This window comes from Halobellus ordinarius, from assembly GCF_031823395.1.
Taxonomy (GTDB): Archaea; Halobacteriota; Halobacteria; order Halobacteriales; family Haloferacaceae; genus Haloquadratum; species Haloquadratum ordinarius.
The window spans coordinates 582,894-596,477 of record NZ_JAVQKJ010000002.1; the positions used below are offsets into that span (position 1 = coordinate 582,894).

General features: G+C 66.9%; 16 protein-coding genes. 11 read left to right on the forward strand and 5 right to left on the reverse strand.

Annotation, left to right across the window (positions count from 1 at the left end):
* Window positions 1–25: 25 nt before the first annotated feature.
* The 3 genes from RJT48_RS03250 (at window position 26) to RJT48_RS03260 (ending at window position 2,132) form a co-directional block, all read left to right on the forward strand.
* Window positions 26–343, forward strand: coding sequence for a hypothetical protein (locus tag RJT48_RS03250; RefSeq protein ID WP_311170786.1), 318 nt, complete (start codon window positions 26–28; stop codon window positions 341–343).
* Between the two features lie 105 nt (window positions 344–448).
* Window positions 449–1,003, forward strand: coding sequence for a DoxX family membrane protein (locus RJT48_RS03255; protein ID WP_311170787.1), 555 nt, complete (start codon window positions 449–451; stop codon window positions 1,001–1,003).
* A gap of 97 nt (window positions 1,004–1,100) precedes the next feature.
* Complete coding sequence (locus RJT48_RS03260) at window positions 1,101–2,132, forward strand: threonine aldolase family protein (RefSeq protein ID WP_311170788.1); 1,032 nt, start codon at window positions 1,101–1,103, stop codon at window positions 2,130–2,132.
* A gap of 145 nt (window positions 2,133–2,277) precedes the next feature.
* Here the strand turns inward: RJT48_RS03260 and RJT48_RS03265 are convergent, their stop codons facing one another.
* The gene (locus RJT48_RS03265; protein WP_311170789.1) at window positions 2,278–3,219 is read right to left on the reverse strand and encodes a cation diffusion facilitator family transporter; all 942 of its coding nucleotides are present in this window, start codon (window positions 3,217–3,219) and stop codon (window positions 2,278–2,280) included.
* 99 nt (window positions 3,220–3,318) lie between these two features.
* On the opposite strand from RJT48_RS03265, the gene RJT48_RS03270 reads away from it, so the two are divergent.
* Window positions 3,319–3,837, forward strand: a complete 519-nt coding sequence (locus RJT48_RS03270; protein WP_311170790.1) for a metallophosphoesterase — start codon at window positions 3,319–3,321, stop codon at window positions 3,835–3,837.
* A 354-nt stretch (window positions 3,838–4,191) separates the two neighbouring features.
* Here RJT48_RS03270 and RJT48_RS03275 read toward each other — a convergent pair whose 3' ends face one another.
* Window positions 4,192–5,049 (reverse strand): ArsR/SmtB family transcription factor, encoded by an 858-nt coding sequence (locus RJT48_RS03275; protein WP_311170791.1) that lies wholly within the window; start codon window positions 5,047–5,049, stop codon window positions 4,192–4,194.
* Between the two features lie 159 nt (window positions 5,050–5,208).
* Between RJT48_RS03275 and RJT48_RS03280 the strand changes: the two genes are divergently transcribed.
* Entirely contained in the window at window positions 5,209–5,457 is a 249-nt protein-coding gene (locus RJT48_RS03280; RefSeq protein WP_311170854.1) for a DUF7859 family protein, read from the forward strand.
* Window positions 5,458–5,463: 6 nt separating this feature from the next.
* Window positions 5,464–6,666, forward strand: coding sequence for an inorganic phosphate transporter (locus tag RJT48_RS03285; protein WP_311170792.1), 1,203 nt, complete (start codon window positions 5,464–5,466; stop codon window positions 6,664–6,666).
* A 35-nt stretch (window positions 6,667–6,701) separates the two neighbouring features.
* Here RJT48_RS03285 and RJT48_RS03290 read toward each other — a convergent pair whose 3' ends face one another.
* Window positions 6,702–8,171 (reverse strand): hemolysin family protein, encoded by a 1,470-nt coding sequence (locus RJT48_RS03290; RefSeq protein WP_311170793.1) that lies wholly within the window; start codon window positions 8,169–8,171, stop codon window positions 6,702–6,704.
* A gap of 193 nt (window positions 8,172–8,364) precedes the next feature.
* Between RJT48_RS03290 and RJT48_RS03295 the strand changes: the two genes are divergently transcribed.
* From RJT48_RS03295 to RJT48_RS03305, 3 genes are all read left to right on the forward strand, one after another.
* A complete protein-coding gene (locus RJT48_RS03295) occupies window positions 8,365–8,634 on the forward strand; it encodes a glutathione S-transferase N-terminal domain-containing protein (RefSeq protein ID WP_311170794.1) in 270 nt (89 codons plus the stop codon).
* Window positions 8,634–9,143, forward strand: a complete 510-nt coding sequence (locus RJT48_RS03300; protein ID WP_311170795.1) for a redoxin domain-containing protein — start codon at window positions 8,634–8,636, stop codon at window positions 9,141–9,143. Before RJT48_RS03295 ends, RJT48_RS03300 begins: the two co-directional genes overlap by 1 nt.
* Before the next feature lie 106 nt (window positions 9,144–9,249).
* On the forward strand, window positions 9,250–9,891 hold the full coding sequence (locus RJT48_RS03305; RefSeq protein ID WP_311170796.1) for an L-threonylcarbamoyladenylate synthase: 642 nt from the start codon (window positions 9,250–9,252) through the stop codon (window positions 9,889–9,891).
* Between the two features lie 18 nt (window positions 9,892–9,909).
* On the opposite strand, the gene RJT48_RS03310 is transcribed toward RJT48_RS03305, so the two are convergent.
* Window positions 9,910–10,659 carry a CRISPR-associated protein Cas4 gene (locus RJT48_RS03310; protein WP_311170797.1) on the reverse strand — a complete coding sequence of 250 codons (750 nt, stop codon included), beginning with the start codon at window positions 10,657–10,659 and terminating at the stop codon, window positions 9,910–9,912.
* A gap of 82 nt (window positions 10,660–10,741) precedes the next feature.
* On the reverse strand, window positions 10,742–11,227 hold the full coding sequence (locus tag RJT48_RS03315) for an FKBP-type peptidyl-prolyl cis-trans isomerase (RefSeq protein ID WP_311170798.1): 486 nt from the start codon (window positions 11,225–11,227) through the stop codon (window positions 10,742–10,744).
* A 200-nt stretch (window positions 11,228–11,427) separates the two neighbouring features.
* On the opposite strand from RJT48_RS03315, the gene RJT48_RS03320 reads away from it, so the two are divergent.
* Both RJT48_RS03320 and RJT48_RS03325 read left to right on the forward strand, forming a co-directional pair.
* Window positions 11,428–12,471, forward strand: a complete 1,044-nt coding sequence (locus RJT48_RS03320) for a PAS domain-containing sensor histidine kinase (RefSeq protein WP_311170799.1) — start codon at window positions 11,428–11,430, stop codon at window positions 12,469–12,471.
* A gap of 347 nt (window positions 12,472–12,818) precedes the next feature.
* On the forward strand, window positions 12,819–13,580 hold the full coding sequence (locus tag RJT48_RS03325) for a hypothetical protein (RefSeq protein ID WP_311170800.1): 762 nt from the start codon (window positions 12,819–12,821) through the stop codon (window positions 13,578–13,580).
* Window positions 13,581–13,584: the final 4 nt, after the last annotated feature.

A 13,584-nucleotide genomic window follows, 5' to 3' on the forward strand; every position in this document is an offset into this window, starting at 1 on the left:
TCCTCCTTCGTCCCCTACGTATGCTGTGAACAAACGCAATGCGGGACTGGCGGCTGCAGTTGGACTCGGAATCGGCGTCGCGGCAGTTCGGACCCGGCGGGCCCGAGCCCCGACCGCGCGGGACGAAGCGAAGACGGCTGCGGAGGGTGCACTCGCGGAGACCGGTGCGGCCGCCGACCACGCCTCGGCCGCGATCGGACACGCCCGCACGGCCGGCGGAAAGTCGATCGAATACGCCCGCGAGGAACTGCGGGGCGTGGCCGCTGCCGACGCAGACGACGCAGTCCTTCACGGGCCAGCGGATCGACTCCGTACGGCCGGAACCCGGCTTGTGCGACGGTAGACCTGGCGAGATAGACACTGTTTCTCTCGATTTCCGGAGCTTCGGGAACCGTCTCTCCGTTATATCACTCCGTCGCGCGAGTGGACATCTGTAAGGTGAACCACGATGAGCACAACAACCGAAACGACCCGAACCGCCGCGACAGAGACGACTCTCGGTGACGTCCTCGACTTCGATCTCGGGGGAACACTCGCGGGCTACTGGCTCGCTGTCCTGCGCGTGATCACCGGCTACTGGTTCCTTCACGCCGGCTTCACCAAATTCAGCTTCGTCGCCGGCGAACCGTTCGACGCGAGCGGCTATCTGCTGCAGGGGACGACCGCGAGCCCGATCCACGGCCTCTTTGCGACGGTCGCAAGCACGCCGTGGCTGATGGAGTTCACGAACCTCGCGATCCCGGCCGGCGAGTTCCTCATCGGCCTCGGGCTCGTCGTTGGAGCGCTCGTCAGGCTGGCGTCGTTCTTCGGCGTCGTCCTGATGACGTTCTTCTACCTGGGGAACGCCGACTGGGCCCACGGCCTGGTCAACGGCGACCTGATGGGGCTGCTGCTGTTCGTCACCCTGGCGACGCTCGGCGCGGGTCGGGTCCTCGGCCTCGACGCCTACATCGAGCAACTCGACATCGGCAACTCGAAGCTCGCGAAGTTCCTCCTCGGGTAGGCGATCCGCCGGAGTGCTTTTTTAATCCCTCGCCGCCGTCCTGTTTCGACCGCGTTTTGATCCGGGGGTATTTCGTTCTCGCCGCCGACGTGCCAGTATGGCGATCGACCTACGGAGCGATACGGTGACGCGCCCCTCCGAGGCGATGCGTGCGGCCGCGGCCGACGCCGACGTCGGCGACGACGTCTACGGCGAGGATCCGACGGTGAACGATCTCGAAGCCGCTGCGGCCGATCGCGTCGGCACCGAGGACGCGCTGTACGTCCCGACGGGGACGATGGGAAACCAGATCGCCGCGCGCGTCCACACCGAGCGCGGCCAGGAGGTGATCCTCGATCGGGAGTCCCACATCTACCGGTGGGAGCTCGGCGGGCTGGCGCAGCTTTCGGAGGTACAACCCCGGACCGTCGACACCGCCGACGGCGTCCCCACACCCGAGGACGTCGCGGCCGCGTACGTCGAAGAGAGCCTCCATCGTCCCGGGACTGGACTGTTGACGCTCGAAAACACGCACAACGCTCGCGGTGGCGTCGCGGTGCCGCCCGAGTCGATCTCTGCGGCCGCGGCGGCTGCCCACGACCGCGACATCCCGGTGCACCTCGACGGTGCGCGGCTGTTCAACGCCTGCGTCGCGCTCGACGTCGCGCCGGAACGGATGGTCCGCGACGTCGATTCGGTCCTGTTCTGTCTCTCGAAGGGGCTCGGTGCGCCCGTCGGGTCGATTCTCGCTGGCGACGCCGAGTTCGTGGCCGCCGCCCGCCGCGTCCGGAAACTCTTCGGCGGCGGGATGCGACAGGCCGGAATGATCGCCGCTCCCGGCCTGCTGGCCCTGGAGAACGTCGAACGGCTCTCGACGGACCACGACAACGCGGCTCGACTCGCGGCCGGCCTCGATGCGATCGACGGCCTCCGCGCCCCCGAACCGGACACGAACATCGTCCAGGTTCACACCGACGCCCTCGGCGTCGACGCCGAGGAATTCGTCGCTACCTGCGAGGACTACGGTGTCCGCGGCGGCGCCCACGGGCCGACGCTCACGCGGTTCTGCACGCATCTGGACGTCGACCGCGCGGACATCGAGGCGGCGATCGAGCGGGTCACCGCGGCGGTCGGGGAACTGCGCGAATAGCGCGCCGCGGTTCGTCAACCAGACGATGATCCCCGATCCGGTAACAGCCGCGGGCTAGCGACACCTTAGCCGTTAGCCGCGAGCGAGCGACACCTTAGCCGTTAGCCGCGAGCGAGCGACACCTCAGCCGTCAGCCACGGGCGGCCTACACCTCGGGCTCGATGAAGACGTCCGACACCCGGTCGTCGACGTCCCGTAGTCGCGTTTCGATCTCGCCGATCAGATCGTCGATCTCCGCTGTCTCCACCTCCGGGTCGAAACTCACGTCGGCGGTGACGAGCACGTTCTCGGGGCCGACGAACACCGTCCGGAAGGTCTCGACGTGGACGACGCGGGGCGTCTCCCGGACGGCGTCCCTGAGATCCCCCTCGACGTCGGACGCGAGACTCTCGCCGAGGAGCAGCCGCTTGTTCTCCCAGGCGAGCGCCAGTGCAAAGCCCATCAGCAGCAGTCCGATGAGCACCGCAGCGATGGCGTCGTAGACCTCGTTGCCGGTCGCCTTCGAGAGGAGGATGCCGACGAGCGCGATCCCCGCACCCAGGAGCGCGATCGCGTCCTCGGTGAACGCCGTCAGCGTTGTCACGTCGCTCATCTTCCGGAACGCCTCGCGGAGGCCGCTCCAGCCGTACTTGTCGATCTGCCGTCGGACCTCCGCGTTCGCCTTCGCTAAGGCGTAGCTCTCGAAGCCGATCGCCCCGAGGAGGACGACGATGTTGACGTACCAGGAGGGAAACGTCGCGCCGGCGAAAGAGAGTGTCCCGGGGAGGGCGTGGCCGCCGTGGAAGACGGCGTCGTAGCCGTGTTTCACCGACTCCCAGCCGGCGATCCCGAAGAGGAGGACGGCGACGAGAAAGGAGTAGAAGAACTGCGCCTTGCCGTAGCCGAACGGGTGTTCGCGGCTCCGCTCTTTCTCGCTGTAGCGGATGCCCACGAGGAGAAACACCTGGTTGCCGGTGTCGGAGATGGAGTGGTACGTCTCCGACAGCATCGAGGGGCTGCCGGTGAGGAGGAATCCGCCGAACTTCAGGATCGCGATGGCGCCGTTCGCGAAGAGGGCAGCGAGGACGACGCCTTTGCTTCCGGCCATACGTGCTACACTGTCGACGGCGGTAAAGTGGTTTTCACCGCCCCCTTCCCCCAGCGTGGGGCGGACGGTTCTTGTCGGTCGCTCTCGTAGCCATACGCAATGCTCACCGTCGTCTCCGACACCCACAGCACCGACTCCCATCGCCTCTCCGGTCGCACGCTGACGGCCGTCCGCGAGGCCGACGTCGTCGCTCACGCGGGCGATTTTATGCGCGAATCCGTCCTGGACGACTTCCAGCGCGAGGCGTCCCGGCTGTTCGCCGTCACCGGCAACAACGACGACGCCGCGATCCGCGAGCGGCTTCCGGCGGCGCGCACCTTCACGTTCGCCGGCCTCACGTTCGCGATGACCCACACGCGGCGGAGCGGCCCGACGGCGCTCTCCCTTTTCGGCCGGGAGCGCGACGCCGACGTCGTCCTCTTCGGGCACAGCCACCGCCCGACGTACGACGCCACGGGGGAGGTCGTCCTCGTCAACCCCGGGAGCCACGCCCAGCCCCGCGGCTACCGTGCGGCACACGCGGAGTTCGAGGAACGGCCGGGCGGTAGCCTCGAAGGGCGACTCGTGACCGTCGACGGCGAAACCTTCGAGTCGTTCGTCGTCGGAGAGGGGGAGTAAAAAAGCGGGGAGAGTCGGGCCGTCGCCGGTCGGCCGGTCGCGTCCGGACACCCCCTGGGGGCAAGGGGGATGGGGATGTCCGCCGCGACCATCGAGGGGGAGTGTAGGCGCGTTTGTAACCGCTCTCCCGTCCGATCGCACGCTATCGAGCGATCGTGTGAGTGTGGATTTGCAAACGCTGGCCTTGTTGCACCCCGGAAAGGGAGGCAATCCGGGTGGAGAGCCGAAGCGACGACGACCCTGCACGCTGGAATGTGGCCCCGGAGATAATATAGGCGACGTTGACTCAAACTGCCGTTTCAGCCACGGCGTTTGCCGGGGCGCGAGCGCGATAGCTCCCCCCCGAACCGGGCGCTACTGCCGCCAGACGAGCGTGACGAACGCGAGGGCGACGACGCCGCCGAGGAAGAACAGCACGCCGGGCGGGAGTCCGGCAACCGCCGAGGCGACAGCGTCCACCGGTCCAGCCCCGCCCCCACTCTCTGTGACCGTCCGCGTCGTCTCGACGGTCGTCTCCACCGCGTCCGCGACGGTTCCCATCGGCGTCTCTGTCGGCGTCGCCTCCGGGGTGGGCGTCTCGGTCACCTCCGCGACGCCGACCTCGCCGCCGTCGCTCGGCGTCTCCGTCGGGGTCGCCGCATCCTCCTCGATCGGCGTCTCCGTCGCTGTCGGCTCGGCGGTGGCGTTCGTCGCGCCATCGACGTCCGCCGCGTCGCCGCCGGCGCCGCCGGCACCTCCGTCGCCGCCTCCCGCAGACAGCGTCGGTCCGGTACCCCGTCGAACCAGGCGGTCGACGATGACGCTCCCGAGGGCGACGGCGCCGAGTCCGCCGAGTAACTGTGTCAGCGCCGACTGGAGGCCGCTCGTGTCGCTTTCGTCCCCGGCGACGACGACGAGCGCGCGATCGGACGGTGCATACACCGTCATCTCCCGTCCCTTCTCGGAGTAGGCGGTGCCGGCGGATTCGATCAGTCCGGCGGTTTCGAGCCGTTCGAGGTGATACTGGGCGTTCTGGATTGTGGTATCGACCCGCGTCGCGATCTCGGAGGGGGTGGCTGGCTCCTCGTGGAGTTCAGCGAGGATCCCGCGGGCGGTCTCCGAGGAGATCGCCGCGAGCAGATCGTCGACCTCGTCGCTGTCGAGCCCGACGACTCGCGGCTCCTTGTCCTCGTCGTCAGGCAACTCTGGCCGGGAGGGCAGAATGTCGGCCATTTCTCGAAGTACTTTCCGCGCATCTGTGATGAGTCTTCTTCTCTCCGAGCCGCAGCCCCCCTCGGCGGCCACGCCGGGAAACGAACCCACCTCGAAATCACGCGTTCCGCACAGGGACACGGCGAAACGGTTTTACTCGCGCCGGGGAAAGCCCGGGCTATGCCCCCCCGTGAGCCGGGTTTCGTCGACCGACTGCGACCGTCGACACTGTCGCCCCGGGCGCAGACACTCCCTCCCGACGGCGAGGTCGCACAGATCGACGTCGCCGTCGACTTCGTCACCAGCAACCCCGCGTTGGTACTGCTTTTGCTCTTCTTGCTCGGTTTCGTCTTCTTCGCGTACCTCTTTGTCAGGCGGACGCTGACGGGGCTCCGCGACGGCTTCGACGACGGGTATCGGGGGAAATAATCGGCGATGGTCGCTACAGGTACCCTCGTCACGCTCGTCGTCGCCGCGCTCGCGAGCCTGTTTATGGCGTGGTCGATCGGTGCGGGCTCTTCGGGTTCGACGCCCTTCGCCCCCGCGGTCGGCGCGAACGCCATCTCGGTGATGCGCGCCGGCTTTATCGTCGGGGTGCTCGGGCTTTCGGGCGCCGTCCTCCAGGGGGCGAACGTGACCGAGGCCGTCGGGACGGAACTCGTCGTCGGCTCCGTGCTCACGGCGACCGCGTCGACGGTCGCGCTGCTCGTGGCCGCCGCGCTCGTCGCGATCGGCGTCTTCGCGGGCTACCCGATCGCGACTGCCTTCACCGTGACCGGGGCGGTCGTCGGCGTCGGCCTCGCGAACGGCGGCGGGCCAGCGATCGCCAAGTACCAGGAGATCCTGGCGCTGTGGGTGCTCACGCCGTTCGTCGGCGGCGGGATCGCCTACGGGACGGCGCGCTTTCTCCGGAACGACTCCGTCCCCGAACGTGTCGCCGTGCCCGCACTCGGGGGACTGATCGGTCTGCTCGTCGCGAACATCCGGTTCGCCGCGCTCGGCGGTGAGGGCGGGCGCTCGCTGGCGGAGGTCGGCGCCGCGTCGACGCCGGCGATCGTGCTCCCGGTCGTCGGGGTCGATCTCGGCGTCGCCGCCGTCACCGGACTGTTCATCGTTGCCTCCTTTGCGATCGTCCGGCGGGAGATTCAGATCGACGCGGCGCGCGGGCAGCGGCGCTTCCTCCTCGCGCTGGGCGGGCTCGTCGCCTTCTCGGCCGGCGGGAGTCAGGTCGGCCTCGCGATCGGCCCGCTCGTGCCCCTGCTCGATGCGGTCGCCGTCCCGCTGCCGGCGCTGCTCGTCGGTGGGGGTATCGGCCTGCTTGTCGGTTCGTGGACCGGCGCCCCGCGGATGATCAAGGCGATCTCACAGGACTACTCCTCGCTCGGACCGCGGCGCTCGATCGCGGCGATGATCCCCTCCTTCGCCATCGCGCAGGCGGCGGTCGCGTTCGGCATCCCGGTCTCGTTCAACGAGATCATCGTGAGCGCGATCATCGGGAGCGGCTACGCCGCCGGCGGTGCCGGGGTCAGCCGCGAGAAGATGCTGAAGACCGTCCTCGCGTGGGTCGGCTCGCTCGCGTTGGCATTCGGCCTCGCCTACGCCGGATTCCTCGCAGTCGACGCCGTGCTGTCGGTGTAAGGGTTCGGCTATCCGCCGGAGATTCGAGAGGTCGGCTACTCGTCCGACGTCGACTCCGCGGATTCCGAGACCGCTCCCTCGACGCCGTCTCCCTGCTCGGAATCCAGCATCTCGGGGATCGTGATCCGCGCTTTCATAATCCGCGTGTTGTCGACCTGCTCGACGCGGATCGTGATCCCGTCGTAGGTGATCTCTTCGCCCTCCTCGACGAGTCTGCCGGCGCGATTGAAGATGAACCCCGCGAGGGTCTCGAACTCCTCGCCCTCCGGGAGATCCAGCCCGAGTTCCTCGTTGACTTCGTCGATGTTCACCTCGCCGCGGACGAGCGTTTCGTGGTCGTCGACGAACTCGAAGGCCTCCTCCTCGTCGTCTTCGAGGATGTCGCCGACGATCTCCTCGACCATGTCTTCGAGCGTGACGAGGCCTTCGGTGGTTCCGAACTCGTCGATGACGATGACCATCCGCAGGCGGTTGTCCTGGATCTCGGTCAGCAGTTCGTCGACGTTCTTCGACTCGGGGACGTGCAGGGTCGGCTGGACGAGGTCGATCAGATCCGCCGTGCCCTCGCCGTAGTACTTCTCCCGGACGAGATCGCGGATCGTGACGATCCCGATGATGTTGTCGAGGTTGCCGTCGTAGACCGGGACCCGTTCGTGATCCGACTGGGTACAGGTCTCGATCGCCTCGTCGATGGTGGCGTCCTTCGGGACGGCCGTCATATCGAGTCGGGGCGTCATCACCTCCTTGGCGATGGTCTGGTTGAAGCGGAAGATGCGGTCGAGCATCTCGCGTTCCTCCTCCTCGATGACGCCCTCGCGTTCGCCCGTCTCGATCAGTCCCTGGATCTCGTCGCGGGTGATGTAGGAGGTCTCGATCGCCGACCGGCCGCCGGTCACCTTGTTGATGACGCGGGTCAGGTAATCGAAGACGACGACGAGCGGCAGGAGCGCGTACTCGGCGTACTTCAGCGGCCGGGCGATGCGGAGCGCCCACGACTCGGTGTTCTCGACGGCGTAGGACTTCGGCGCGCTCTCGCCGAAGAGCAACACGAGCGTCGTGATCCCGAACGTCGAGACCAACACGGCCGTCCCGGGGTCGGCGTAGATACCGATTATCGCCGTCGCGATCGCCGTCATCGCGATGTTGACGATGTTGTTCCCGACGAGGATCGTGATCAGGAGGCGATGGGGGTTGGATTTGAGTTCGCTGACGATCTCCGCCCGCGGGACGTTGTCCTCGACGAGCGAGTCGATTCGGTGTTTCGCAAGCGAGAACATCGCGATCTCCGAAGAGGAGAAGAAGGCCGAGAAGCCGATGAGAAGCAGGACCGCGATCGCCCCCGCGATCGTCACTGTGGTGTCGTTGATCGGGACAGCCTGGAGTACGGGCGCGACTGCTGTCGCGCCGGTGGCCGCCGGTTCGATGACCGCCGCGGCAGCGTTCTCGGCCTCGATATCCCAGCGGCCCTGCACCTCGAAAGCGACGAGTAGCGGAGACAAACCCATAGAGCGACGGCACCTTGTCCGGCCCCGGAATTAAGAGTTACTCTCACGTCGGCGGTCTGCGGCGCGATCACCCGCGCCGGTGGCGGTTTCCCGTCCACACGCCCCAGGCCAGGGGTGTCTCGGGCATCCGGTGACTGCGGGAAGTCGACGACGTGGACGAAGCGCTTAGGGGTATGTCGCTCGTATAGCCGCTATGAGCGGTTCCGAACCTTCGATCACGTTGTACCGGCTCCAGGCGTGCCCGTTTTGCGAGCGCGTCGTTCGCGTCCTGAACGAACTCGACCTGCCGTATCAGTCCCGCTTCGTCGAGCCGATGCACTCCGAGCGGAACGTGGTCAAGCGGATCTCCGGCAAGCGGAGCGTCCCCGCCATCGTCGACGAGAACACGGGCGTGACGATGTCCGAATCGGCGAACATCGTCGAGTACCTGGAGCACACCTACGGCGCGGAGGGGGGCGCATAATGGTCGACTTCGAGGTCGTCGCCCTGCCCGAATCCGACCATCCCGAGGTCGGCGACGTCGCCCCCGACTTCACGCGCCCGCTCGTGAACGGGGAGTACTGGGAGGACACTGCGCTCTCGACGGTCACCGAGGCGGGACCGACGCTGCTCGTCTTCCACCCGATGGACGGCGCGTTCCCGGCGACGTACATCTGGAACGAGATCGACGACCGCGGGTTCGCCGCGGACGTCCAGGTCGTCGGCGTCTCCGTCTCCTCGCCGTACGAGCACAAGGATCTCCTCGAAGAGCGCGCCGAGGACGCTCGGCTCTTTTCGGATCCGGCCGCTGAGGTCGCTTCCGAGTACGGCGTCGAAAACGACCTCGACGGGATGACCGGCGTGACCGAACATCGCCCTGCGACGTTCCTGCTCGATGCTGACCGAACGGTCCAGTACGCGTGGGTCGCCCCCGAGTGGCCCGCGTTCCCCGAATACGACGACCTCGCGGCGGCGATCGACGACCTCGTCTGATCACGGTTGCGACGGGCCCGGCTGACTCCTTCCCGCCGCCGCTTGGTCGTCGCTTGCGACACCGAGGCGATGCCCTCTTGACCGTCAATCTCGGACTATCCGATAGATGGCGGAGTTCGACGCGATTACGGAGGATGCGCTCACGGCGGCGGCGCGCGCAATCGACGACGGTGAGCTCGTCGTCTACCCGACCGAGACGGTCTATGGCCTCGGCGCGGACGCCACCGACCCTGCGGCAGTCGAGCGGGTCTTCGAGATCAAAGGTCGGGACCGCGGAAACCCGCTCTCGGCGGGCGTCCCGAGCATCGCTGTCGCGCAGCGGCACACCCGACCGACCGACCGCGCGCTTCGGTTTATGCGGGCGTTTCTCCCCGGCCCCGTGACGGTCGTCGTCGAGCGCGGGCCGTCGTTGCCCGACGTCCTCACCGCCGGCAGCGACCGGGTCGGCGTCCGCATTCCCGACCACGCGGTCGCGCAGGCGCTGTTCGATCGGATCGCCCCGACGCCCGTGACGGCGACGAGCGCGAACCGAAGCGGGTCGCCGAGCGTCACCGACGTCTCCGCGCTCGATCCGGGGCTCCGCGAGGCCGTCGGCGCCGTTGTCGACGGCGGCCGAACCCCCGGCACGGAGAGCACGGTCGTCGACCCCGAGCGGAACGTGATCCATCGCCGCGGCGCGATGGCCGACGCGATCGTCGCCTGGCTGACCGAGGAGACGGGCGTCGATCCGACCGTCGACGACGGCTGACGCCGCGGAGCGTTGGGTCTACCCCAGTCCGAGCATCGTCTTGAGCGAGCGCGTCTTCGTTCCGCACTGCTCTCGATACTCGCAGGCGGCGCACTTCGATTCGTCGCCGATCCGTGACGGAACGCCCGACAGCGACCGGACGGTCCACAGCGTCCGGCGGTAGGCGCTCTTGTTCCGCGTCGTCAGTCGGACGGTGCGAATGACCCCGTGTGTCGGATACTCGACGAGCGCTCGCGGGACGGGGCGCTCTCGCTCCCACGCGAGCGCCTTCGCGACGGCAACGGCCCGCACGCGCTGCGGCTCCCAGACGCCGCGCGGCGGCGGGTCACCGGGCGAGATGACCGTCGGCGTCGGCGCCGGGGGTGGCGCCCCGTCGCCGCTGGCTGATTTCCGGCTTCCGTTCGGTGACGCCTCCGACACCGCCGCGTCGACCGGTTCGAGGATCTTGTGTGCGACGCCGTGGCAGTCGCGGCCGACGAGGAACCGTTCACGAATCCCGGGATCGACGAGGCGGTCGTAATCGTCGCGCTCGGCCACCCGCGCGAGGTTCGACCGGTACGTTTCCGGATCGACGTCGATCGGGCGGTCCCGGAGCGTCTCGTCCCGCGCCGTGCGGAGCCGTTCGTACTCGAACGCGACTTCTCGCGCGGCGGTGACGTCCGGCGGCGGCTCGTGATCGTCCTCGCGCCGGGCGTAGTGGAGTTGCCGCGGGCAGTAGGCGGCCCGCGCGAGCTGTGCGATCGGAATCGAGTCCTCGGGTGGCGGCACGGAGGCCGTGGCCGCGGCTTTCTATTTGAAGGCTCGTGGCGGTGCCGGCCCTGCCATCAGTCTCCCGGGTGTCCGCCGTCGCTCACTCGTCGCCGGGCTGTCGGTCGACAATCTCGATCTCGAAGACCAGCGTCCGCCCCGCGAGTTCGTGGTTGAAATCGATCTCGACGGTGTCCTCCCGGACGGCGACGACGTCGCCGTGAAGGCCGTTCTGCGCGTGGACGTGAAGCCCGACGCTCGGCGGTTCGCCGACCATCCCCTCGAACGTCTCGCGGTCGTACTCGCGGATGCGGTCCTCGCGAACCTCACCGTAGGCCGATTCGGGCGGCACGGTCACCGTTGCGGTCTCACCAACCGCCATCCTGCGGACGGCCGTGTCGAGTCCCTCGATCACGTCCTCGCCGCCGACGATGAACGAGAGCGGTTCGTACTCGCTCTCCTTGCGCCCCTCGGCCTCCGTGAGGTCGTGTTTGGCGGCGACGGCGTACTTCGAGGTGCCGAAGACGGTGCCGTCCTCGAACCGCCCGACGTACTCGATGGCGACCCGGTCGCCAACTTCGATGGGCATAGGCGGGGTTGTGGGGGCGAGGCGGAATACGCTGTCGGGTCTCGTCACTCACGGAATGGATCTTGCGACCTGTCGAGGTCTCTCGAACGAACAAATCTGTAAAACGGATCTATCAGACATCGTATACTGATCGAACGTAGCCCTATATATTGCTCTTAGTAACTGAAAGGAAGAGTCGGCTCCGTCATCTAACCTGATATATGTCTTCTCACGACGGGGCCGAACTGCCCGCGGAGTACGACTCACTGCATACTGGTATCGCGCTGTATCACCCGAACGAGGGAACCATTCTGGACGCCAACGAGCGGTTCGAGCGAATACTTGGATACACGAGCGAGCGACTTCGCGACCTCTCCGTTGCGGCGTATACTGCGAACACTCACCCGTACTCCCAATCCGAGTTCCATAGACGGCTCCGCGCCAGTGGTGCCGGAGAGCCCCAGGAGTTCACGTGGCGAATCAAACGCGCCGACGGGGAACTCATCTGGGTCCAGATACACCTCGCTGGACACCGATCTCCCGGTGAAAACACCATCCGCGCGGAGCTGCGCGATATCACGGACTACTACGAGACGTACCACCGGGAGGAGCTATTTTGGCGGATACTTCGGCACAATCTGCGAAACGAGGCAGCTATCATCTCGGGGTACGCGGATCAGATCACAGCGGCCGACGGGGCACGCTCGATGGAAGACGCGATTACGACGCTTCAAACACGGGGCGAGAAGCTCGGCAGTATCGCGGAGTCAGTCAAGGAGATAGAGCGGGCAGTGGCAAACACTGAGACACAGCACGTACGGCGGAACGCAACAGCCGCAGTACGGGAAGTCGTCGCTGAGGTCGAGCATAACTATCCTGCCGCGAACGTGGCTGTGACCGAGCGTGAGGAGATGTGGATTGATATCGATGACGCGTTCGCTCACGCGATCAGACACGCGGTTGAGAACGCGATCATCCACAGTGAGGAAAACGCGCCGACCGTCAGTCTGCGTATCGGTCCCTCACCGAACACCGGTCGCGTCGAGATCTGCATCAGAGACGCCAATCCTCACATCCCAGACGAGGAACTTGCGGCGCTGTCGACGCCTACTGAGATCACGAGTACGTCTCACGGGTCCGGCATCGGGCTGTTTGTGATGAAGTGGTGTGTCGAATCACTCGGTGGCGAGATCACGTTCGAGAGACGAACGCCGCAGGGTAACGCAGTGTATCTGTACTTTCCGCCGAAGGATCCACGGAGGTGAGGTGGTCGGTGGGCCTGTCTGTATTCGCGGCTGCCTTGCGTAGAACGGAACCACCCGAGTTTCGGACCTCGAATCCACCGGCAGCGACCGGGACGCTCCCGATCGAACCCTTCCGCCAACTGTGGACGGTTTCGTGACTGACTTCTCGTTACACGTCGGTGTGTGACCGTCTGATAGGGATTATCGTAAGTCCTCATAGAATTCTGGCCGGACGGGGCGGCGAGAATCTATGAACAGTTACGATAATCCCTATGAGCGACACGGCGCACACTCGCTCGCCCGGATCGACGAAGAGGAGCCGTTCCCGTCCCGGGATTTGATGTTGACGGGGGAGGAAAGACGCGGCTATGACCGACGACGACTCGGTGTTCGATCGCGTTCGCCGGACGGTTTCGGGACCGACACCTGCGGAACAGGCCGAGACGCTCGCCGAGCGCGCGCGGGAGGACCCGACCGCGCTCGACGATGCCGACGTCGAGTCGCTGATCGAACTGCTCGATACTGACGATCCCGACGTCGTCGGCGACGCGCTGGGCGCGCTCAAGTCGCTCGCGGACGAACGGCCGAGCCTCGTCGAACCGGCACTGTCGTCCGTCGCCGGAGGCCTCTCCGAGCGACCGGAAACGGAGTGGTACTCCACTACCCTCGGCGACGCGTCGCAGTCGTTTCTGAACGACCTCTCCCGCGGTTCGATCTTGCTTTGGGTCGCCAAGGAGAAGCCCGAAGCGCTCGATCCGGTCGTCGAGGACCTCGTCGAACGGTACGACGCTGACACGATCGATCCGATGTCGCTACTCGCGCTCGCGTCCGTCGTCGCCGACGCGCCCGAGCGCGTCGACGTCCCGCCGGCGCCGCTCGTCGAACTCGTCGCCGACGCGCTCCGGGGGGCGGTCGAACCGGCCGACGGGTCCGGCGACGACTGGGAGAACGTCAGCCTGCAGCCGATGGCGACGACGGGCTATATTGACCTGCTTTCCTCGTTCGACGCCGCGGCGCTCGACGACGATGCGATCGAGGACAGACGCGACGCGCTCGAAACCGCCCGTACGAAGAGCGACGACGAGGAGGTCGTCGACGCGGCCGCAGCGGCGTTGTCCGCGGACGGATAGGCCG

What these genes read in the sequence shown, in the direction of transcription:
- RJT48_RS03320 (WP_311170799.1), top strand. Translation starts at nt 11,428, where the DNA reads ATGTCTTCTCACGACGGGGCCGAACTGCCCGCGGAGTACGACTCACTG.
- RJT48_RS03305 (WP_311170796.1), top strand. Translation starts at nt 9,250, where the DNA reads ATGGCGGAGTTCGACGCGATTACGGAGGATGCGCTCACGGCGGCGGCG.
- RJT48_RS03300 (WP_311170795.1), top strand. Translation starts at nt 8,634, where the DNA reads ATGGTCGACTTCGAGGTCGTCGCCCTGCCCGAATCCGACCATCCCGAG.
- RJT48_RS03280 (WP_311170854.1), top strand. Translation starts at nt 5,209, where the DNA reads ATGCCCCCCCGTGAGCCGGGTTTCGTCGACCGACTGCGACCGTCGACA.
- RJT48_RS03260 (WP_311170788.1), top strand. Translation starts at nt 1,101, where the DNA reads ATGGCGATCGACCTACGGAGCGATACGGTGACGCGCCCCTCCGAGGCG.
- RJT48_RS03290 (WP_311170793.1), bottom strand. Translation starts at nt 8,171, where the DNA reads ATGGGTTTGTCTCCGCTACTCGTCGCTTTCGAGGTGCAGGGCCGCTGG.
- RJT48_RS03265 (WP_311170789.1), bottom strand. Translation starts at nt 3,219, where the DNA reads ATGGCCGGAAGCAAAGGCGTCGTCCTCGCTGCCCTCTTCGCGAACGGC.
- RJT48_RS03295 (WP_311170794.1), top strand. Translation starts at nt 8,365, where the DNA reads ATGAGCGGTTCCGAACCTTCGATCACGTTGTACCGGCTCCAGGCGTGC.
- RJT48_RS03325 (WP_311170800.1), top strand. Translation starts at nt 12,819, where the DNA reads ATGACCGACGACGACTCGGTGTTCGATCGCGTTCGCCGGACGGTTTCG.
- RJT48_RS03270 (WP_311170790.1), top strand. Translation starts at nt 3,319, where the DNA reads ATGCTCACCGTCGTCTCCGACACCCACAGCACCGACTCCCATCGCCTC.
- RJT48_RS03255 (WP_311170787.1), top strand. Translation starts at nt 449, where the DNA reads ATGAGCACAACAACCGAAACGACCCGAACCGCCGCGACAGAGACGACT.
- RJT48_RS03275 (WP_311170791.1), bottom strand. Translation starts at nt 5,049, where the DNA reads ATGGCCGACATTCTGCCCTCCCGGCCAGAGTTGCCTGACGACGAGGAC.
- RJT48_RS03315 (WP_311170798.1), bottom strand. Translation starts at nt 11,227, where the DNA reads ATGCCCATCGAAGTTGGCGACCGGGTCGCCATCGAGTACGTCGGGCGG.
- RJT48_RS03285 (WP_311170792.1), top strand. Translation starts at nt 5,464, where the DNA reads ATGGTCGCTACAGGTACCCTCGTCACGCTCGTCGTCGCCGCGCTCGCG.